The organism is Streptomyces bauhiniae, from assembly GCF_004784475.1.
GTDB classification, from domain to species: domain Bacteria; phylum Actinomycetota; class Actinomycetes; order Streptomycetales; family Streptomycetaceae; genus Streptomyces; species Streptomyces seoulensis.
In genome coordinates this window covers 565,072-583,599 of sequence record NZ_SRRT01000003.1, presented here as the reverse complement: position 1 = coordinate 583,599, position 18,528 = coordinate 565,072, and the positions used below count along the sequence as shown (strand labels likewise).

At 72.2% G+C, this 18,528-nt stretch carries 21 protein-coding genes and 1 tRNA gene; 12 read left to right on the top strand and 10 right to left on the bottom strand.

Features of this window, described 5'->3' with window-relative positions:
* Positions 1 to 78: 78 nt before the first annotated feature.
* A complete protein-coding gene (locus E5083_RS12750) occupies positions 79 to 816 on the top strand; it encodes a TerD family protein (protein WP_135785755.1) in 738 nt (245 codons plus the stop codon).
* Positions 817 to 826: 10 nt separating this feature from the next.
* Here E5083_RS12750 and E5083_RS12745 read toward each other — a convergent pair whose 3' ends face one another.
* Positions 827 to 1,687 (bottom strand): TerD family protein, encoded by an 861-nt coding sequence (locus tag E5083_RS12745; RefSeq protein WP_135785754.1) that lies wholly within the window; start codon positions 1,685 to 1,687, stop codon positions 827 to 829.
* Positions 1,688 to 1,876: 189 nt separating this feature from the next.
* Between E5083_RS12745 and E5083_RS12740 the strand changes: the two genes are divergently transcribed.
* From E5083_RS12740 to E5083_RS12730, 3 genes are read left to right on the top strand one after another with little or no spacing between them, the layout of a single operon-like run.
* The gene (locus E5083_RS12740; protein WP_135785753.1) at positions 1,877 to 3,052 is read left to right on the top strand and encodes an HpcH/HpaI aldolase/citrate lyase family protein; all 1,176 of its coding nucleotides are present in this window, start codon (positions 1,877 to 1,879) and stop codon (positions 3,050 to 3,052) included.
* A gap of 56 nt (positions 3,053 to 3,108) precedes the next feature.
* On the top strand, positions 3,109 to 5,550 hold the full coding sequence (locus E5083_RS12735; protein WP_135785752.1) for a phosphoribosyltransferase: 2,442 nt from the start codon (positions 3,109 to 3,111) through the stop codon (positions 5,548 to 5,550).
* Entirely contained in the window at positions 5,550 to 6,383 is an 834-nt protein-coding gene (locus tag E5083_RS12730) for an HAD family hydrolase (protein ID WP_135785751.1), read from the top strand. Before E5083_RS12735 ends, E5083_RS12730 begins: the two co-directional genes overlap by 1 nt.
* Positions 6,384 to 6,439: 56 nt before the next feature.
* On the opposite strand, the gene E5083_RS12725 is transcribed toward E5083_RS12730, so the two are convergent.
* The 3 genes from E5083_RS12725 to E5083_RS12715 form a co-directional block, all read right to left on the bottom strand.
* Positions 6,440 to 6,655: an FmdB family zinc ribbon protein gene (locus E5083_RS12725; RefSeq protein WP_135785750.1), complete on the bottom strand. Its 216-nt coding sequence runs from the start codon at positions 6,653 to 6,655 to the stop codon at positions 6,440 to 6,442.
* 38 nt (positions 6,656 to 6,693) lie between these two features.
* Positions 6,694 to 7,278: a DUF4383 domain-containing protein gene (locus E5083_RS12720; protein WP_135785749.1), complete on the bottom strand. Its 585-nt coding sequence runs from the start codon at positions 7,276 to 7,278 to the stop codon at positions 6,694 to 6,696.
* 95 nt (positions 7,279 to 7,373) lie between these two features.
* On the bottom strand, positions 7,374 to 8,750 hold the full coding sequence (locus tag E5083_RS12715) for a coiled-coil domain-containing protein (protein ID WP_135785748.1): 1,377 nt from the start codon (positions 8,748 to 8,750) through the stop codon (positions 7,374 to 7,376).
* 170 nt (positions 8,751 to 8,920) lie between these two features.
* Here E5083_RS12715 and E5083_RS12710 point away from each other — a divergent pair.
* Positions 8,921 to 8,992 (top strand) — tRNA-Val (locus tag E5083_RS12710).
* Positions 8,993 to 9,078: 86 nt separating this feature from the next.
* Here E5083_RS12710 and E5083_RS12705 read toward each other — a convergent pair.
* Complete coding sequence (locus tag E5083_RS12705) at positions 9,079 to 9,318, bottom strand: DUF2277 domain-containing protein (protein ID WP_135785747.1); 240 nt, start codon at positions 9,316 to 9,318, stop codon at positions 9,079 to 9,081.
* 94 nt (positions 9,319 to 9,412) lie between these two features.
* Here E5083_RS12705 and E5083_RS12700 point away from each other — a divergent pair, with 94 nt between their 5' ends.
* Positions 9,413 to 10,327 carry a ketopantoate reductase family protein gene (locus tag E5083_RS12700; RefSeq protein ID WP_135785746.1) on the top strand — a complete coding sequence of 305 codons (915 nt, stop codon included), beginning with the start codon at positions 9,413 to 9,415 and terminating at the stop codon, positions 10,325 to 10,327.
* A 69-nt stretch (positions 10,328 to 10,396) separates the two neighbouring features.
* Complete coding sequence (locus E5083_RS12695; RefSeq protein WP_135785745.1) at positions 10,397 to 10,726, top strand: hypothetical protein; 330 nt, start codon at positions 10,397 to 10,399, stop codon at positions 10,724 to 10,726.
* A 2-nt stretch (positions 10,727 to 10,728) separates the two neighbouring features.
* Here E5083_RS12695 and E5083_RS12690 read toward each other — a convergent pair whose 3' ends face one another.
* Both E5083_RS12690 and E5083_RS12685 read right to left on the bottom strand, forming a co-directional pair.
* Positions 10,729 to 11,202 (bottom strand): NUDIX hydrolase, encoded by a 474-nt coding sequence (locus E5083_RS12690; RefSeq protein ID WP_135785744.1) that lies wholly within the window; start codon positions 11,200 to 11,202, stop codon positions 10,729 to 10,731.
* 2 nt (positions 11,203 to 11,204) lie between these two features.
* Positions 11,205 to 11,945, bottom strand: coding sequence for a helix-turn-helix domain-containing protein (locus E5083_RS12685; RefSeq protein WP_135785743.1), 741 nt, complete (start codon positions 11,943 to 11,945; stop codon positions 11,205 to 11,207).
* Between the two features lie 143 nt (positions 11,946 to 12,088).
* Between E5083_RS12685 and E5083_RS12680 the strand changes: the two genes are divergently transcribed.
* Positions 12,089 to 12,481: a hypothetical protein gene (locus tag E5083_RS12680; protein ID WP_135785742.1), complete on the top strand. Its 393-nt coding sequence runs from the start codon at positions 12,089 to 12,091 to the stop codon at positions 12,479 to 12,481.
* Between the two features lie 126 nt (positions 12,482 to 12,607).
* Here E5083_RS12680 and E5083_RS12675 read toward each other — a convergent pair whose 3' ends face one another.
* Positions 12,608 to 13,225: a DedA family protein gene (locus tag E5083_RS12675; RefSeq protein WP_135785741.1), complete on the bottom strand. Its 618-nt coding sequence runs from the start codon at positions 13,223 to 13,225 to the stop codon at positions 12,608 to 12,610.
* 242 nt (positions 13,226 to 13,467) lie between these two features.
* Between E5083_RS12675 and E5083_RS12670 the strand changes: the two genes are divergently transcribed.
* A complete protein-coding gene (locus E5083_RS12670; protein ID WP_135785740.1) occupies positions 13,468 to 13,974 on the top strand; it encodes a superoxide dismutase family protein in 507 nt (168 codons plus the stop codon).
* A gap of 15 nt (positions 13,975 to 13,989) precedes the next feature.
* Here E5083_RS12670 and E5083_RS12665 read toward each other — a convergent pair whose 3' ends face one another.
* Positions 13,990 to 14,445, bottom strand: coding sequence for a DoxX family protein (locus tag E5083_RS12665; protein WP_135785739.1), 456 nt, complete (start codon positions 14,443 to 14,445; stop codon positions 13,990 to 13,992).
* A gap of 146 nt (positions 14,446 to 14,591) precedes the next feature.
* Positions 14,592 to 15,245, bottom strand: a complete 654-nt coding sequence (locus tag E5083_RS12660; protein WP_135785993.1) for an HNH endonuclease family protein — start codon at positions 15,243 to 15,245, stop codon at positions 14,592 to 14,594.
* Positions 15,246 to 15,631: 386 nt separating this feature from the next.
* Between E5083_RS12660 and E5083_RS12655 the strand changes: the two genes are divergently transcribed.
* The 3 genes from E5083_RS12655 (at position 15,632) to hemC (ending at position 18,448) form a co-directional block, all read left to right on the top strand.
* Positions 15,632 to 16,213, top strand: a complete 582-nt coding sequence (locus E5083_RS12655; RefSeq protein ID WP_135785738.1) for a TMEM165/GDT1 family protein — start codon at positions 15,632 to 15,634, stop codon at positions 16,211 to 16,213.
* Positions 16,214 to 16,758: 545 nt separating this feature from the next.
* Positions 16,759 to 17,412: an HAD-IA family hydrolase gene (locus E5083_RS12650; RefSeq protein ID WP_135785737.1), complete on the top strand. Its 654-nt coding sequence runs from the start codon at positions 16,759 to 16,761 to the stop codon at positions 17,410 to 17,412.
* A gap of 103 nt (positions 17,413 to 17,515) precedes the next feature.
* Complete coding sequence (gene hemC, locus E5083_RS12645; RefSeq protein WP_135785736.1) at positions 17,516 to 18,448, top strand: hydroxymethylbilane synthase; 933 nt, start codon at positions 17,516 to 17,518, stop codon at positions 18,446 to 18,448.
* Positions 18,449 to 18,528 lie beyond the last annotated feature (80 nt).

The following is an 18,528-nucleotide window of genomic DNA, read 5'->3' as shown; positions in this document are numbered from 1 at the left end:
CGCTCGGTGAGGAACGCTTCGACTGGGGCGGCCGACTCGGGTCGGCCGCCCCGACGACTTTTCTCCAGGGGGGCGGACATGGGATTTCTCGACGGACTGCTGGGCGGCCGCACCGCCGACTTCGACTCGGGCAGCTCCGGGTCCAACGCGATCGAACTGACCAAGCGGCACCAGCAGGTGTCCCTCACCAAACAGGGCGCGGCCACCGGCAACCTCCGGGTCAACCTGACCTGGCGGATGCGCACCTCCGACTTCGGCGGCCCCCAGCGCGGCAGCCTCTTCCGGCATCCCTTCAAGGCACTGAAACCACCGGAAGTGATGGGCCACGGCCAGAGCATGGTCAACGTCGACCTGGACCTCGGCTGCCTCTACGAACTCGCCGACGGCACCAAGGGCGTCGTCCAGCCCCTCGGCGGCTACCTGGGCGACGTCAACGCCCCGCCCTACGTCAAGCTCAGCGGCGACGACCGGTTCGGCTCCGCCTCGGGCGAGACGATGTACGTCAACCTGGACCACCGGGACGCCATCAAACGCCTGCTGGTCTTCGTGTACATCTACGACCAGACCCCGGCCTTCGACCGCACCCACGCCGTGGTCACGCTCTACCCGAGCAACGGCCCGCGCATCGAGATCGGCCTGGACGAACGCCATCCGCAGGCCCGCTCGTGCGCGGTGGTGCTGATAGAGAACGTGAAGGGCGAACTGATGGTGCGCCGCGAGGTGAAGTTCGTCTACGGCTTCCAGGGCGAGCTGGACCGCCTGTACGGCTGGGGCCTGACCTGGGGCCGGGGCTACAAGACCAAGGCGGACCGGTGAGCGGGCCCGCCTAGCGCCCGAGGAACTGCGGTCCCTGCGGCGGCAGCCGGAAGTCCGGGTCCAGCGGGGCCGCGGCGGGCACCGGCTGGGGCTGGGGGTAGCCGTAGGCGGGCGGCGCCTGCGTCTGGACGGACTGGGGGTAGCCGTAGGTGGCCTGGCTCGCGGAGGCGGGCTGCGGATAGCCGTACGCGGGCTGCGGGGCGGAGACGGGCTGCGGATAGCCGTAGGCCGGCGGCTGGGCGGGCAGCGGCGGCAGCGGTACGGGCTGCTCCGGGGGGAGCGGCACCGACCTGGACTCGTGCGGGCGCGGCTCCTCGGCCGCCGCCTCCGACTCGTCCACCGAGATGCCGAAGTCGGTGGCGAGCCCCTCCAGGCCGTTGGAGTAGCCCTCGCCCAGCGCGCGGAACTTCCAGGCGTCCCCGCGCCGGTACAGCTCGCCGCAGATCAGCGCCGTCTCCGCGCCGGTCTCCGGCTTCACCTCGAACCGGGCCAGCGGCTCGGCGTCGGCCACCGAGGCGTCGTAGACCAGCACACTCAGGGACGGGACGCGGTCGAAGGGGACGTCGTCGGCGGAGGCCACCAGCAGGACGCGGTCCACCCCGGACTCGACCCTGGCCAGGTCCACCTGGATGGTGTCGGTCAGGCCCCCGGCGACCGGTTTCCGGCCGAGCCCCCACACCGCGCCGGAGGGGTGGCGGGGCTGGTTGTAGAAGACGAAGTCCTCGTCCGAGCGCACCCGGCCGTCCGGGCCCAGCAGCAGCGCGGAGGCGTCGACCTCGGGGACGTCCTGTCCCGGTGTCCAGCGCAGCACCGCCCGTACCGCGGCGGCGTCCAGCGGGACGTTCGACCCCTTCAGCATCGCGTGCGTCATGCGGTCATCCTGCCTTCTCCGTCCTGGTCACGACAATGCGGGGGGTGTTCCGCCCGACACGGGCGGGTAACCGGAAATTCATGCCGGCCGGGAACCCCGGACATGCGTCTCTACGTACTATTACCGGCCACCCTTTGCGGAAATCACAGACACGGCAATCACAGACTCGGCGCGCCTTGAGGGAGTCCTATGCGTCATTTCGGGCACATCGCCCCAGAAACGCGGGAGCGTCTCTTCCACCAGGAGCCGTGCGCCTTCACCGCCGACTCCCCGGCCAGGCTGCTCTCGGCGGGCCTCGGGGCCACCCTGTACAGCCCGGCCACCCGGCCCCGGCTCGCCGCCGACATCGTCAAGCAGACGGCCGGCGGTGTCGTCTCGATGGTGCTGTGCCTGGAGGACTCCATCGCGGACGAGGACGTGCCCGCAGGGGAGGAGAACCTGGTCCGGCAGTTCGCCGAGCTGGACGCCCTCAACGCCCGGACCGGCGCCGAGCCGCCGCTGCTGTTCGTCCGGGTGCGCACGCCCGACCAGATCCCCGACCTGGTCCGGCGCCTCGGTGACAGCGTCCGGCTGCTGTCCGGATTCGTGCTGCCCAAGTTCACCGAGGAGCGGGGCGTCCCCTTCCTGGAGGCGCTGAGCGCGGCCGAGACCGCCTGCGGACGGCGGCTTTTCGCCATGCCGGTGCTGGAGTCGCCCGAGCTGCTCTACCGCGAGTCCCGCGTGGAGACCCTGGAGGGCATCGCCCGCGCGGTCGGCAAGTACCGCGACCGGGTCCTCGCGCTGCGCCTGGGCGTCACCGACTTCTGCTCCTCCTACGGCCTGCGCCGTGCCCCCGACATGACCGCGTACGACGTCCAGATCGTCGCCTCCGTCATCGGTGACGTGGTCAACATGCTGGGCCGGGCCGACGGCAGCGGGTTCACCGTGACCGGGCCGGTGTGGGAGTACTTCCGGGTCCCCGAGCGCGTCTTCAAGCCGCAGCTCAGGACGAGCCCCTTCCTGGAGGTGCGCGCCGTCGGACTGCGCGAGAAGCTGATCGAACACGCCATGGACGGCCTGCTGCGGGAGATCTCCCTGGACCAGGCCAACGGTCTGCTCGGCAAGACCTGCATCCATCCCTCCCATGTGCTTCCCGTGCACGCGCTCTCCGTGGTCAGCCACGAGGAGTTCAGCGACGCGGCGGACATCCTCCGGCCGGACAGCGACGGCGGCGGAGTCCTGAGGTCCGCGTACACGAACAAGATGAACGAGGTGAAGCCGCACCGCGCCTGGGCCGAGCGGACCCTGCTGCGCGCGGAGGTCTTCGGGGTGGCCAACGAGGACGTCGGCTTCGTGGACCTGCTCACCGCCGGCGTGACCGGCTGAGCCCCCTTCCCCGTACAAAGAGCCACCTCTCTCCACCCCCGAGCCGCAAGGAACGCATGAGAAACGCAGTGAACGACGGCGTCTGGTCCGGCACCTGGGTCGCCCGGCGACTCGGTGTCGAACTGGAGGGCGACGAGCGCCTGACCGACCTGCTGGGGATGGCGCTGCGCCGCAACCCCAAGCGGGCCCATCTGCTGGTCTCGAAGGTGCTCGGCAAGCACGTCCCGCAGTCGCCCGCCGTGGTCCACGGCCACGGGGTCCGCCTCGGCCACCGGGTCCGCGCCCTGCTCGGGGACGCGGAGGCGGCCCGCGCGGTCGTCCTCGGGTACGCGGAGACCGCCACCGGCCTCGGCCACTCGGTCGCGGACGGCCTCGCCCTCGCCCCGTATCTCCACTCCACCCGCCGCCCGGTCACCGGGGTCACCCCGGCCGGCGGTTTCGAGGAGTCCCACTCGCACGCCACCTCCCACCTGCTGCTCCCCGAGGACCCGGCGCTGCTGGCCGGGGACGGCCCGCTGGTGCTGGTGGACGACGAGTTCTCCACCGGCAACACCGTCCTGAACACCATCCGCGAGCTGCACGCCCACCACCCCCGGGATCGCTACGTGGTCGTCGCCCTGGTCGACATGCGCTCCGCCGAGGACGCCGCCCAACTGGACCGGTTCGCCGCCGGGATCGGCGCCCGCGTCGACCTGGTCGCGGCCGCCTCCGGGAGCGTACGGCTGCCGGAGGGCGTGCTGGAGAAGGGGCAGGCGCTGGTCGCGGAGCACGAGCGGGCCGACGCCGCGCCCGGCCCGGTGCCGGGCGGCGAGGTGCGGCGGGTCGAGCTGGGCTGGCCGGCCGGGCTGCCCGACGGCGGACGGCACGGCTTCACCCCGGCCCACCGCGCCCGGCTGGAGGCCGCGCTGCCCGGCATGGCCGCCCGGATCGCCGACGCGCTGCCCGACGGCTCCCGCCGGGTGCTGGTGCTGGGTTTCGAGGAGCTGATGTACGCCCCGCTGCGGCTCGCGGCCGAGCTGGAGCGGACCGTCCCGGCCGAGGTGCGCTACTCCACCACCACCCGCTCACCCGTCCTCGCCGTGGACGACCCCGGCTACGCGATACGCACCCGGCTCGCCTTCCCCGCCCACGACGACCCGGCGGACGGCCCCGGCGAGCGGTACGCGTACAACGTCGCGGGCGCGGGCTTCGACACCGTGGTCGCCGTCGTCGACTCCGCCGCCGACACCCCCGCCCTGCACGCCCCGGACGGCCTGCTCGCCCGGCTCGCGGCGCACGCCCCGCACGTCCTGCTCGCGGTCGTGCCCGCCCACGAGCCCCACCTTCCCGAAAGGCCGGCCATGCTGCCCGAGCCCCTCCGCGGCCCCGCCTTCTCCTCGTACGCCCCCGACGAGGTCGGCTGGCTGCTCCAGGATCTCTCCTCGGTCAGCCTGGAGGCGCCCACCGAGGAGCGCGAGGAGGCCGTGCAGAACGGCGGCGCGCACTACGCGGAGTCGCTGCCGGTCGAGTACCAGCCCAGCGAGCGCTACCAGGCCCTCTTCCACGCCGCCCTGGACACCTCCGCCGACCGGATCGCCCGCGCGGTCGGCGTGGTCACCGAGACCGTGCTCACCGAGCGCGGCGGCACCCCGGTCCTGGTCTCCCTCGCCCGCGCCGGAACACCCGTCGGCGTCCTCATGCGCCGCTGGGCCGAGCAGCGGTACGGAGTCGAACTCCCGCACTACGCCGTCTCGATCGTCCGGGGCCGGGGCATCGACGCCAACGCCCTGCGCTGGCTGGCCGCGCACCACGACCCGCGTGACGTCGTCTTCGTGGACGGCTGGACCGGCAAGGGTGCCATCACCCGCGAACTGGCCGCCGCCATCGAGGAGTTCGAGCGCGCCGAGGGAGTCACCGGCTTCGACCCGGAGATCGCCGTCCTCGCCGACCCCGGCTCCTGTGTGCGCACCTACGGCACCCGCGACGACTTCCTCATACCCTCCGCCTGCCTCAACTCCACGGTCTCCGGCCTGATATCGCGTACCGTGCTCCGCGCCGACCTGGTCGGCCCGGACGACTTCCACGGCGCGAAGTTCTACCGCGAACTGGCCGACGCCGATGTGTCGGTGGCCTTCCTCGACGCCATCTCCGCCCGCTTCCCCGAGGTCCGCGACGAGGTGGACGCGGCCGTCAAGGAACTGCTCGCCGAGGACCGCACCCCGACCTGGGAGGGCTGGCGGGCCGTGGAGCGGATCAGCGAGGAGTACGGCATCCACGACGTGAACCTGGTCAAGCCCGGCGTCGGGGAGACCACCCGGGTGCTGCTGCGCCGGGTGCCCTGGAAGATCCTCGCCAAGGCGGGCGCGGGCGCCGACCTCGACCACGTCCGGCTGCTCGCCGAACAGCGCGGGGTGCCGGTGGAGGAGGTCGACGACCTGCCGTACACCTGCGTCGGGCTGATCCACCCTAAGTACACGCGCGGTGCGACCGGTGCCGACGGCCGGGCGGTGAACGTCTGATGACGGTACTGGTGGCCAGCGACCTCGACCGCACGCTGATCTACTCGGCGGGCGCCCTCGCCCTCACCATGCCCGACGCCCGCGCGCCCCGGCTGCTCTGCGTGGAGGTGCACGAGGCCCGTCCGCTGTCCTTCATGACGGAGACGGCGGCCGCCCTGCTGACCGAGCTGGCGGACGCGGCGGTGTTCGTACCGACGACCACCCGGACCCGTACCCAGTACAACCGGATCAACCTGCCCGGCCCGCCCGCCCGGTACGCGATCTGCGCCAACGGCGGCCATCTCCTGGTCGACGGCGTCACCGACCGGGACTGGCACGCCTCGGTCCTGGCCCGGCTCGCCGACGAGTGCGCGCCGCTCGCCGAGATCAACGACCATCTGCGCCGGACCTCCGACCCGGTCTGGCTGCGCAAGCAGCGGGTGGCCGAGGACCTGTTCGCCTACCTGGTGGTCGAGCGGGAGCTGCTGCCCGAGGAGTGGGTGGGCGAGCTGGCCGAGTGGGCCGGGGAGCGCGGCTGGACGGTGTCGCTCCAGGGCCGCAAGATCTACGCCGTTCCGCAGCCGCTCACCAAGGGCGCGGCGGTGCGCGAGGTGGCCCGGCGCACCGGCGCCGAGCTGACGCTCGCGGCCGGGGACTCGCATCTGGACGCCGACCTGCTGCTGGCCGCCGACCGGGGCTGGCGCCCCGGCCACGGCGAGCTGGCCGACAGCGGCTGGACCGCGCCCATGATCGGCGCGGTGGCCGAGCGGGGGGTGCTGGCGGGGGAGCGGATCACCCGCGAGTTCCTGCGGGTGGCGCGGGGCGCGGTGGTCCCGGCGCGGCTTCCGGCGTAGGAGTACGGCGGGCAGCGAAACGGCACCGGATGACCGGTGCCGTTTTCACCTGCTGCTCAGCCGCAGCAGCCGCCCCCGCAGCAGCCACCGCCGCCGCCTCCGCCCGAGGGGGCCGGGGCGGCGGAGGAGCCGCCGACGGCCACCGCCGACAGCAGCTTGACCGTGTCGTCGTGGCCCTCGGGGCAGGCGGCGGGCGCGGCGGACTCCGCCATGGGGCGGCTGAGTTCGAAGGTGTCGCCGCAGGTCCGGCAGCGGTACTCGTAGCGAGGCATGCGCACAGGTTAGCCGCCGGACCCGGCGTGTGGGGGAGTCACTCGGGCTTCGTGTCCGGCCCGGTGACGGCGCGCTTGTCCGGGGTGGTGAGGACCGGGTCCTCGTGCTCGGCCTCGGGGTGCCGGGAGCGCCAGTAGGGGTTGTCGTGCGGGAGGGACGAGCCGACCCGGCCGTACATGCCGAAGGTCATCAGCAGCAGGCCGACGATGAAGGTGAAGAACACGTTCTGGATCTTGAACGCCAGGAAGTTGTTCTCGGTGTCCAGCAGACCCAGGTTCAGAAAGCCGCTCAGGATGAACAGCACGCCGAAGACCATGTTCAGGGTCGAGGCGAAGTTGCCGCCGATCACCATCCCGGCCAGCAGGATCACGCCGACGCAGATGGAGAGGATGCTCAGCGCGCCGTTGGTGTTCAGGCCCGCGACCGTGTCGCTGCCGACGTTGAAGGCACCGATGTGGCCGACCAGGCCGAGGATGCCGAAGACCAGCAGGAACAGCCCGATCAGGCCCGCGCCGATGCGGTAGACGGCGTTCAGCTTGTGGTCGACGGGCAGATGCTCGTCGAACACGGTGCGGCGCCGGGTGGACTGCTTGTCGCGCGAGTGCACTGCGTGTGCGGCCATGTCGCCTCCTTGGGGGCGCGTGCGGAGGCCGTCCCGTACCCCTCAATACTCGCCAGCACCACACGCACCGGCAACAGGGGCGCCGCCGGGCGGGCTCACTGGGCGGGGCCGCCGCGCTCCTCGCGGATCTGCGCGACGACGCGCGCGACCGTGTTCCGTACGGCCTCGGTCTCGGTGAGGAAGTGCCAGTAGTCGGGGTGCCGGCCGCTGTCCAGCGTGGCGACCGCGCGGTCCAGCCGGGCCACCGCCTCGTCCAGCGGACGGGCGTGCCGGGGGTCGGGCGCGCTGCGGCCGGTCATGGCGAGCCGCTGGGCGTCCCGGAGCGCGAACCGGGTCCGCTCGATCTCCTGCCGGGGGTCCTTCTGGACGGCGTTCAGCCTGGTCAGCCGGTCCCCGGCCGCCGACACCGCCTCGTCGGTGGTGTTCAGCAGGGCCCGTACGGTCGACAGCAGTGAGGTGGCGTCCGGCCAGCGCTGGGCCTCCCGCGCGGCGCGGGCCTCGGTCAGCTTGCGCTCGGCCTGGTGGACGTTCTCGGCGGCCTGCTCGGGGACGTGCTGGAGGTCCTGCCAGCAGGCGGCCGAGAACCGGCGCCGCAGCTCGCTCAGCACCGGCTCGACCTGGCCGCTGCGGGTGGTCAGGGCCTGGGCGCGGGTGCTCAGGCTGACCAGGCGGCGGTCGATCTCGGCGGCGCGCTCCGGCAGCCGCTCGGCCTCGGCCCGGATCGCCCCGGCCTCCCGCTGCACCCGCTCGGCCCGCTCCAGTGTGGCCGCCACGCCGTGCTGTCCGGCGCCCTGGTTGAGCCGGGTCAGCTCGGGGGAGAGGGCGGCGAGGCGGGCGGCCAGGTCGTCGGCGTTCAGCCGCTTCTCGCGTACGGCGTCCAGGGCGTTGCTCGCGCCGAGCAGGGCCTGCCGGGCGCGCTCGACCGCGGGCGCGAGCCGGGCGAGCCGGGTCTCGGCGCTGCCGAGGAGGGGGCCGAGGGAGGTGGCGAAGCGGTCCAGCTCGCCCTTGACCCGCACCAGCTCGTCCTTCGCGGCGGTCAGCTCGGTACGGGCGCGGTTCGCGGTGGCCGCGTCGAGGTCGTCGCGGTCGAGATCCTGGGCGTCGACGGCCTGGATGTACGTCTGGCTCGCCTCGTCTATGCGCCGGCCGAGCGCCTCGAAGTCGGCGACGGTACGGCGGGCGGCGGGGGAGTCGTCGACCGCGGAGATGGTCTCGATGGAGATGCGCAGGTCGCGCTGGGCGGTGTCCAGCTCGTAGAACGCGGCCGCCGCGGCGTCCTTGGCCGCCTGTGCCTCGGCCCGCTGGCTCTCGGCGCGGCCGCCGAACCAGCGCCGGGTGCCGCCGCCGGCGAACGCGGACGCCATGGTGAGCGCGGCCAGCACGGGGAGGCTCAGCAGGGTGAGGGCGTCGCGCGCGGGGGACGGCGGGTGCGGGTGGGTCTGCGCTGCTGACGTGCCCGGTGTCGCCGTCACATCCCTCTCCCGTGCTGCGGTTGGCCCTGGGTGGTGTCATTCTCCCACCCGTTGAAGACGAACACACGGCCCGGTCAGTTCACCCCCGCCCGCGCCTCTTCCAGGGTTTGCGGGGCACCGCCCGGGGCAAGGTAGGCTGTCGACTCGTCCCGGCCACGTGCCCGGACCACGGGTGCGTAGCTCAGGGGTAGAGCGCCTGCCTTACAAGCAGGATGTCGGCGGTTCGAAACCGTCCGCGCCCACCGTGTGAAGTGGCAGGCCAGAGGCTTGCGGCGGCCCTCCGGGAGTGTCCGGGGGGCCGTTTTTCACGGCCATCCGCTCTTCGCGGCTATCCGCCGACCGGCTCCTCCCGTACCGGCCGCCCCCGTACCTCCAGGCTGCCCAGCAGCTCCGCCGTGGCCTGGGTGACGGCGTCCACCGCGTGGTCGAACGCCTCGCGGTTGTGGGCGGCGGGGGCGCGGAAGCCCGAGACCTTGCGTACGTACTGCAGCGCGGCGGCGCGGATGTCGTCCTCGGTGGCCTCACCGGGCAACACGGGCGGCCGCAACGTCTTGATACTCCGGCACATGTCTCAAGTCTCCTCCAGCCGGGGCGCGCGTGAAGGATGATCGGCGCGAGGCGGCCACCGGATGTCGGGGCCGACCGTAGGAGAGGACACGTTCATGACGAGCAGGCCCACGGTGGCGATACTCGGTCCCGGCGGCATCGGCGGACTTCTCGCCGCGCTGCTGTCCCGTTCCGGGCACCGGGTCATCTGCCTGGCGCGGGAGGGTACGGCGGAGGTGCTGCGCCGGGACGGAATCCAGGTGCGCAGCGGGCAGTTCGGGGACTTTCACGCGGGCGTGGAGGCGGACACCGAGCTGCGCGAGCCGGTCGACGCCTGCCTGATCACCGTCAAGCACACCACGCTGGACGCCGCCCTGACCCGCGTACCGCCCGCCGTACTCGGGGACGCCCTGGTCGTGCCGCTGCTGAACGGCGTCGAACACCCGGCGTCGCTGCGTACGCGGTACGCGCCCGAGCTGGTCGCCCCCGTGACGATCCGGGTGGAGTCCACCCGCGTCCAGGGCGGGGACGGCGAGGGTGTGGTGATCGAACACGGCAGCCCCTTCACCGAGATCGACCTCGCGGGCGCGGCGACGGTACGGCCCCGCCTCGACGCCCTGGCCTCGGCCCTCACGGGGGCCGGGGTGACGGCGCGTGTGGTGGACGACGAGACGGCGGCCCTGTGGGCCAAGATGGCGTTCCTGGCCCCGTTCGCCCTGCTCACGACGCGGTACGGGGTGCCGATCGGCGAGGCCCGTACGCGGTACCGCGCGGAGCTGGAGGCCCTGGTGGCCGAGACGGCGGCGGTCGCCCGCGCCTGCGGCGTCCCGGCGGACCCGGCCGGGGCCCTCGCCCGCTACGACCTGTTCCCGGCGGCGGCGAAGTCCTCGATGCAACGGGACGCGGAGGCGGGTCGCGCCCTCGAACTCGACGCGATCGGCGGGGCGTTGCTGCGTGCGGCGGAACGGCACGGGGTGGCGGTGCCGGTGACGGCGCGGTTGGTGAGGGAGCTGGGCGGCGCCGGCGTCTGAGGCCACTCGTTCGAATGAACTGCCCGGCGTAGCTCGCTACTGGAAATCGAACAGGCGTACCATTGCCGTGTGTCTGCGTCCCATGGATTCCCCAGTGACCTGCTCGCCGGGCAGGAGGAGCTGCATCAGATCAGGGCCGAGCTGTCGGCCCTGCTCAAGCGGCTGCCCTGGTCGGTCGAGCCGCTGGACGGCTTCACCGACGACACCGGCTGGCGCAAGATCGAACGCCCCGCGTCCCCCGGCTGGACCGCCGACGAACAGGCCGAGGTCGAAAAACTCCGCCGCCGCGAACACGAACTCGCCGTCTTCATCACCGGCCACCGCTACTGGACCGAAATAGCGGCGCCGGACCGAGTCCAGGCCCGCGCGAAACTGAAGCACGCGCACGAGGAGCAGTAGCCTCAGCCGAGGTAGGGCTCGGCACGCTCCTCGAAGGCATGCCGCAGCCGCAGCCGCTGCGTGTGGTGCATCGGCAACTCCGCGATCTCACCGGGCGCGACCCACCGCAACTCGGTGGACTCGTCGGAGAGGGCCAGCTCCCCGCCGACCAGACGTGCCCGGAAACAGACATTGAACTGCCGGCGCACCTCCCCGTCGCTGTAGGCGATCACATGCCGAGGGTCGGTGTACGTCCCGACGAGCCCCGTCACCTCCACGTCCAGCCCCGTCTCCTCCTTCACCTCGCGCACAGCGGTGCCGGGCAGCGAGTCCGTCATCTCCATGCCGCCCCCGGGCAACGCCCACAGCCCACTGTCCCGCCGCCGCTGAAGCAGCACCCGCCCTTGGCTGTCGGTCACAACAGCGGAGGCCGCGACCACGAGGCTGTTGGGGGTGGGGGCGTCGGGGTCGTCGTAGTACTCAGTGCGGCGGGACACGGCTATTCCTCCACGGTCTGGGTCGTGCTCCACACGGCATCGAAGCTGGCTGCGTAGGTGTCGAAGAGACCGCCGTCCTCTACGCGTCGGAGGTGCCAGACAGGTGCCCCGTAGGCGTTGACTCCCAACACGTGGCCGTTGACGAGCATTTGGTCGTCCGCCCGGTAGACCGAGTTGTACAGCGTTGTCGCGTGGGTGCGGACCTGCACGCCAGGAACGGTGATCAGCGGCCGGTAGTGCATGAGGGCGAGGCGTGACCTGGATTCGATACCGTGCCCGAACTGCTCCTCCTGGCCGCGTTGCTGTACGGCCGAACTGTCGGCGTCACCCACCGCGATCCGCACGGCGCACCCTGCTGCCGCCCGTTCTTCCAGTAGTTCATTGAGCCGCGGGTAGCCCTCGTGCAGGAAGACTCCGGCGTACACGAGAACGTCGATCTGCTCCCGTGCCTGTGCGAACAGCTCGATGTAAGCCGCTATCGGCAGGTCGGCACGGCGCGGGTACAGGGCGACCAGTTCAGGGCTGATCGCCCGTGCTCTCCTCGGCTGCCGAAGTGCCGGCCACAGCGCGTGGACGTCCTCGCCGAGTAGTTCAGCCGCACGCAGAGCCGCAGCCTGACGCGGCACGCGGTCCTTGTTCACCCAGCGCTCAACGCTCTTCGGATCGACGCCTACCTTCCGCCCGAGCGCCTCGTGCGTCCAGCCTCCAGCGGCGATGGCTGCGCGTAGCCGTTCATTCGGCAACTTCGGGTCCTCCTCTCCCGGAATCCGACAGGGACGTTCTACCTCACCTAGGACGTCCTGAAGTGGGATATGGCGGAGGTTCCTACGTCCTGGCGATACGCATCACCATCACGAGACCTGACTGCCGACTGAACGGAGCCGAGATGTACCGACGCGCCACTGCTGGTGCCACGCCAACGGGGCGGCCGCCCGCAGACATCCCCGCCGAACTGCTGCCGCACCTGGCGCTCCCGGACCCCGGCACCCTCCCCGAGGAACGGGTCACCGGACGCGCGTGCGTATGGGGCGGCGGATCGCTGACCTTGGCCGTCGCCATCGATCTCGGCGAGCGGGTCATGGAGGGTGGGCAGCACTGGTTTCCCCAGGCATGCGGTCCCTGCCTCGCCGATCACGCCTGCAAGGCGCTCTTCGCTCACGTGCCCGCCTGTTCTCTGTGCACCGACACGGCTCGCTTCACCGAGTGCGAGATCGGGCGTGGCCTCGACCGCTTGCAAAAGCGCGTGCGTCGTATGGAACGGGTGGGTGACTGCGGATGATCTGTGCGCGCTGCGGCAAGCTCATCAAGGGCGAGCCACTGGAGATCAACGTGGATACCGGTACGGGCGCCGCCGCCCCCGTGTACGTCTGTGCCGACCTCTGCCCCCGCCCTGGGCGGCGCCGACTCAGGACTCCGCCGGCCGTCGCCGCATCAGGTACGCCGCCGCGGCGCCCGCCCCCGTGAGGGCCGCGATCGAGACTGCCGTGGCCAGCCAGGCCGTGCCGAGCCAGCGGGTGCCGTAGTAGCCGAGGGCTGTGCTGTAGGCGGCCCAGGAGAGGCCGGCGAGGGCGGACCAGGGGATGAAGTCGCGGGCGCGGCGGTGGGCGGCGCCTGCGCAGAAGGAGACGACGGAGCGGCCGGCGGGGGCGAAGCGGGCGAGGACGACCAGGGCGCCGCCGCCGCGTGAGAGCGCCTCGCCGAGACGTTCCTGCGCGTTGGTCAGCCGCCGGGAGCGGGCGATGGCGCGGTCCAGCCGCTCACCGCCGCGCCAGGCCAGCCGGTACGCGACCAGATCGCCCAGTACCGAGGCCGTCGTCGCCAGCAGGATCAGTACCAGGATGTCCGGCACGTCATGCGGGACCTGCCCCGCCGCAGCACCCGTACCGGCCGCCGCCGCGGTGGCCGCCGCGACGACCAGGACGCCGCTCGGCAGCACCGGCAGAAAGACGTCGAGCAGGACCGAGACGGCCACCACGGCATAGATCCATGGACCGGCCGCCAGCGACCCCACGCTCTCCAGCACGATTACTCCCCGTCGTTCCCCCGATTACAGCCATACAGCGTACGCCTGACCGGTGGCAGGAGGTTCATGGGGGGATCAAGTGATCATCACAACATGTTCACGATGGCCGAGCCGTAAGAGCCGAGCCGTCATACCCGTATGCCGCCCTTCACCCGTGCGCCGCGCCCACAGGGCGGCCGGAGCGCATGTCCCGTACCAACGTGTGGGGGACTCACACGAACACGGGAAAGAAGGTGTGCTCCATGCCGGCAACCCTGAGCGCGGTGACGGCGGCGCTGCTGCTGGGCGGCACCGCCAGCGGCTACACCGTCGACGCCGAGGGCCGGTTCGCCCCGCCCGCCGCCTTCATCCCGTCCGCAGCGGTGACGTACGACCAGTCCTATGTCCCGGCCGCCGCCTCCATCCGGGTACGCCAGCACACCGGTACGGGTGGTGCTACCAGGATCGACCTGCGCATCACCGGCGCACGCCCCCATCACTCCTTCGGGGCCTCCGTCCACCAGCACCCCTGCGGCACCCTCCCCGCCGACGCCGGCCCCCGTTACCGGAACCAGCCCGGCACCGCCGACGACAACGAGGTCCGCCTCGACTTCACCACCGACGCGCAGGGCACTGGCGCCGCGACCGACCGGCACACGTGGGGACTCCGGCGCGGTGAGGCCGCCTCCGTGGTGATCCAGGACAGGCCGGGAGACGGCACCACCCGCGTCGCCTGCTTCACGGTGCCCTTCGGCTGGGTGACGGAGTAGGCGGGGCGCCGGACGTCAGGCCGCTATCGGCTCCCGCGCTCGCTCGCCCTCCGCCGAAGCCACCCGCCGCGACGCCACCACCCGGTCCAGTCCGAACGCCCCCGAGCCCGTGAAGATCAGCAGGAAGAAGGTCCAGCAGAAGAGGGCGGACAACTCGCCGCCGTTCTGGATGGGCCAGAGGGCCGCCGACTGGTGGACGTCGAAGTAGGCGAAGGCCATGGAGCCGGAGGCGATCAGGGCGGCGCCACGCGTGCCGAGCCCCAGGAGGACCAGGGCGCCGGCGACGAGCTGGATGACGGCCGCGTACCAGCCGGGCCAACTGCCGGCGGCGATCGTGCCGCCGTGGGTGCCCGCCGCGCCGCCGAGGACGCCGAAGAGCGAGGCGGCGCCGTGCACGGCGAACAGCAGGCCGATGACGATGCGGAAGAGCCCGAGCGCGTACGGCTGGGCGGAGTTGAGACGTGCGGACATGGGGGGAGGTCTCCTCGTTAGGGGAGGGCCCAGGTTAGGTATGCCTCACTCATACTTGCAAGTTCAACATTCGGCCATGATCGGAAAATGACGACGGCCCGCCCCGGCCGGGAGGCCAGGACGAGCCGTAGAGCTGGCGGGTCGCCTCAGCAGCCCGACAGGTAGTTCGTCAGCGCGCTCTTCTCCGCCGAGTCCACCGAGAGGTTGTAGTAGTACTTCACCTGCACCCACGCCCGGACGTACGTGCACCGGTACGACGTGAGGCTCGGCATCCAGGTCGCCGGGTCCTGGTCGCCCTTGGACTGGTTGACGTTGTCCGTGACCGCGAGGAGCTGCGGCCGGGTGACGTCGTTGGCGAAGCCCTGCCGCTGCGCCGTCGTCCACTTGCTCGCGCCGGAGTCCCACGCCTCGGCCAGCGGCACGAGGTGGTCGATGTCCACGTCGGAGGCCGCGCCCCAGGTGGCGCCGTCGTACGGGGAGTACCAGCTCCCGCCGGTCGCCACGCAGGCGGAGTCGGTCGTGACGTTCGTACCGTCCCGCTTGAGTATGTACTCGCGGGTGTTGCAGGTGCCGCTGATGGTGATCCAGGTCGGGAACAGGTCCCGGTTGTAGCCGGTGCGGTTCTCGGTGGCCACGGTGAGCTGGGAGAGGTAGCTCCGGGCGGTGGCGCCGCTGACCGGGGTGGGCAGGGCGGCCGAGGCGGCCGGCGAGTTGAGCAGGGCGGCGGAGGCGAGCAGACCGGTGGCCGCGGCGACGACACCGAGGCGTCGACGCGCGTAGAACCGGGACGAACGGGACATGCGGAACATGTGAACTCCCTTGTGGGGTAGGAGTGTTGAGGCGCGGGCAGGGGAATGCTCGCCAGGTGGCGTTGCGGTGGGGTGAGCGCCCGGTAAGAAGCTAGTGACGCGTTCATGACACGACAAGGTTCAGGACGGAACTTTCACGTCCCGTACGATGGACGGTGCAGAAGGGGAGTAGCTCTTCGCCGGACCGTCGACATACTGCTCAGCGAGCCTGAGCCGGCGCCCGGAGGCGGAATCCCGTGGGACCCGCCAGCGAGACCTTCGGCAAGCAGTGCACGCCCGTGCCCCCAGGCGCGGGTGCCCAGTGTGCTGCCGTGCCGAGGTGTCTCACGCGTGGAACGCGCACCCTCGGCGGGGCGGCCCCGACCGATTGAGGAACCTTGATCAGCATTACCGTGACGGCGCTCGTCTTCGGCGTCATCTTCCTCGCCGAACTGCCGGACAAGACCGCGCTCGCCGGTCTCGTCCTCGGCGCCCGTTACCGCGCGTCGTACGTCTTCGCCGGTGTCGCCGCGGCCTTCCTGGTGCATGTCGTACTCGCCGTCGCGGCGGGCAGCGTGCTGACCCTGCTGCCGCAGCAGATCGTGCACGCCCTCACCGGTGTCCTCTTCCTCGGCGGCGCGGCCGTGCTGCTGCTGAAGAAGGACGAGGGCGAGGAGGAGATCAAGAAGCCCGCGAACCAGTCCTTCTGGAGGGTCGCGGGTACGGGCTTCATGCTCATCCTGGTCGCCGAGTTCGGTGACCTCACCCAGATCATGACCGCCAACCTCGCCGCCCGCTACGACGACCCCCTCTCCGTCGGCCTCGGCGCGGTCCTCGGCCTCTGGGCGGTCGCCGGCCTCGGCATCGTCGGCGGCAAGGCCCTGATGAAGCGGGTGCCGCTCCGCTTGATCACCCAGATCGCGGCGCTGCTGATGATCGGGCTGGGCGTGTGGAGTCTGTACGAGGCGATCGCGGGCTAGCGCGCGCCTGGCCGGCGGGGGAGCGCGGGGTGCTGGTCGAGGGGGCGGTTGGGGCGGGCCCCGGGTTCGAGCTGTGCCGCCGGCTGGGGCCTGCCTGGCGGGTCGAGTGCGGGTGAGCGCGGGCTGCGGTGGGACGGGGGATAGGGCCCGCGCCGGACCAGTGGGCGTGCGGGTGGCTGGGAGTGTCCGGCGGTCACCCGGCCACGCGTCCGCGCTCGGCGCTGCCGCCCCCGCCCCCGCCCCCGGCCACGCGTCCGCGCTCGGCTCTGCCACCCCGGCCTCGTGCCCGGCTCTGCCGACCGGACCCCGCCCCGGCTCCGCCGACCCGGCCCCCGCCCCGGCTCCGCGCCTCCGCCCGAGGCCCTCGCCCGGAGGCGTGGTGGCGGGATGTGGTCCGCGTTTTGTACCGTGGAGGAACAAAGTGGCTCCCGCCCGTTTCCCCTGACCGGCGGGCGGGGCCGCCTTGTCCCCGACAGGGAACCCCGCCGGACGCCCTGTCCCCATAGGGCCCCTCGATCGGGGCCCTCGCGTCTTTGGAGCTGCCGATGGCCACCGTTCTCACCGCCCGCGCCCTCCTGCTCGACATGGACGGCACGCTCGTCAACTCCGACGCCGTGGTCGAGCGCATCTGGCGGCGCTGGGCCGCCGCCCAGGGGCTCGACGGCGACGAGGTGATGAGCGTCGTACACGGCAGGCAGGGTCACGCCTCCATGGCGCTGCTGCTGCCGGAGCGCCCGGTCGAGGAGAACCTCGCGGACAACGCCCGCATGCTCGCCGAGGAGACCGCCGACATGGACGGCGTGATCGAGGTCCCCGGCGCGACCGCGTTCCTCGCCGCCCTCACCGGCGCCCCGCACGCGCTGGTCACCTCCGCGGACGTCGCCCTCTCCACCGCCCGGATGGCCGCCGCCGGCCTCCCTCTCCCCGCGATCCGCGTCACCGCCGAGTCCGTCGGCGCCAGCAAGCCCGACCCCGAGGGCTTCCTCAAGGGCGCCGCGGAACTCGGCATCGACCCCGCGGACTGCGTGGTCTTCGAGGACTCCGGCGCGGGCATCGCGGCGGGCCGCGCGGCCGGCATGCGCGTGGTGGGCGTCGGCCCGCGCGCCGCGCAGCACGGGCCGGATGTGACGGTGCGGGACCTGACCGAGGTACGGGTCGAGGCGCTGCCCGACGGGCGTATCCAGCTCACCGTGAGCTGAGCCCGAGGGGCCGCCTTTGGTGACGTTCTGTCGGAAAACGCATGGTCCCCACGGACGTACGATGGGTCGCCAACCAGCCTGTCAGGGCGAGGAGTTGACCCGAATGGCCGACGTCGTGCGCATCGGTTCCCGAGCCAGCAGGCTGGCCCGGACCCAGGTCGCGGAGTGGCTCGCGCCGATCGCCGTACGCTTTCCCGGTGTGACGTTCAAGCGCGAGGTCATCCTCGAAGGCGGTGACCAGGACCGCGTGACCCCGACCCTCGCCGAGGTCGCCAGGACGGCCGGCGGGAGCGCCTTCTCCACCAACCAGGAGGCGGCCCTCGTGACCGGGCGGGTCGACGTGATCGTCCACTCGCTCAAGGACCTCCCCACCTCCGTGCACGAGGACACGCTCCTGCTGACGACTCCCGGCCCGCGCGAGGACGTACGCGACGTGCTGTGCGGATCGACACTCAAGGGTCTGCGGAAGGGTGCCAAGGTCGGGACCGGCGCCCCGAGGCGCGTCGCTCAGCTCCTCGCCCTGCGCCCTGACCTCGACGTGGTGCCGATCCGGGGCAACGTCCCCGGCAGGCTCGCCCGTACGACCAGGGGCGGCCTCGACGCCGTAGTCCTCGCCGCAGCGGGCCTGAACCGCCTCGGCCTGCTGCCGGAGGTTCACGAGGTGCTCGACCCCGCCGTCTTTCCCCCCTCCCCGGGCCAGGGCGCCCTCGGCATCCAGGTCCGCGCCGCCTCCCCGGCCGCCGAACTCCTCGCGCCGACCGGCGACCCGCAGGTCGACGCCTGCGTACGCGCCGAACGCGCCCTCCTCGCCGAACTCCACGGCGGCTGCTCCGTCCCGGTAGGCGCCCGGGCCCGCATCGCCCCCGACGGCCTCCTCCACCTCTCCGCCACCGTGACCTCCCTGAACGGCACCCACCAGCTCACAGCCACCGGCCAGGCCCCGGCCGACAGCCCCGAAAAACTCGGCACCTGCGTCGCGACCGACCTCCTTGCCCAAGGCGCGTCCGACATCCTGGCCTCGATCAGGAACCCCTGAGGCACCGGCCGGCTCCAGCACCTGCCCGTCCCCCATACGGCCGTACCCCACGCCCGCCCGCCTGCCCCGCCTGACCCACG

Bases quoted from the DNA above. Each gene is read 5' to 3' on its own strand.
- E5083_RS12750 (WP_135785755.1), top strand. From the start codon at position 79: ATGGGATTTCTCGACGGACTGCTGGGCGGCCGCACCGCCGACTTCGAC.
- E5083_RS12745 (WP_135785754.1), bottom strand. From the start codon at position 1,687: ATGACGCACGCGATGCTGAAGGGGTCGAACGTCCCGCTGGACGCCGCC.
- E5083_RS12740 (WP_135785753.1), top strand. From the start codon at position 1,877: ATGCGTCATTTCGGGCACATCGCCCCAGAAACGCGGGAGCGTCTCTTC.
- E5083_RS12735 (WP_135785752.1), top strand. From the start codon at position 3,109: ATGAGAAACGCAGTGAACGACGGCGTCTGGTCCGGCACCTGGGTCGCC.
- E5083_RS12730 (WP_135785751.1), top strand. From the start codon at position 5,550: ATGACGGTACTGGTGGCCAGCGACCTCGACCGCACGCTGATCTACTCG.
- E5083_RS12725 (WP_135785750.1), bottom strand. From the start codon at position 6,655: ATGCCTCGCTACGAGTACCGCTGCCGGACCTGCGGCGACACCTTCGAA.
- E5083_RS12720 (WP_135785749.1), bottom strand. From the start codon at position 7,278: ATGGCCGCACACGCAGTGCACTCGCGCGACAAGCAGTCCACCCGGCGC.
- E5083_RS12705 (WP_135785747.1), bottom strand. From the start codon at position 9,318: ATGTGCCGGAGTATCAAGACGTTGCGGCCGCCCGTGTTGCCCGGTGAG.
- E5083_RS12700 (WP_135785746.1), top strand. From the start codon at position 9,413: ATGACGAGCAGGCCCACGGTGGCGATACTCGGTCCCGGCGGCATCGGC.
- E5083_RS12680 (WP_135785742.1), top strand. From the start codon at position 12,089: ATGTACCGACGCGCCACTGCTGGTGCCACGCCAACGGGGCGGCCGCCC.
- E5083_RS12670 (WP_135785740.1), top strand. From the start codon at position 13,468: ATGCCGGCAACCCTGAGCGCGGTGACGGCGGCGCTGCTGCTGGGCGGC.
- E5083_RS12665 (WP_135785739.1), bottom strand. From the start codon at position 14,445: ATGTCCGCACGTCTCAACTCCGCCCAGCCGTACGCGCTCGGGCTCTTC.
- E5083_RS12660 (WP_135785993.1), bottom strand. From the start codon at position 15,245: ATGTCCCGTTCGTCCCGGTTCTACGCGCGTCGACGCCTCGGTGTCGTC.
- E5083_RS12650 (WP_135785737.1), top strand. From the start codon at position 16,759: ATGGCCACCGTTCTCACCGCCCGCGCCCTCCTGCTCGACATGGACGGC.
- hemC (WP_135785736.1), top strand. From the start codon at position 17,516: ATGGCCGACGTCGTGCGCATCGGTTCCCGAGCCAGCAGGCTGGCCCGG.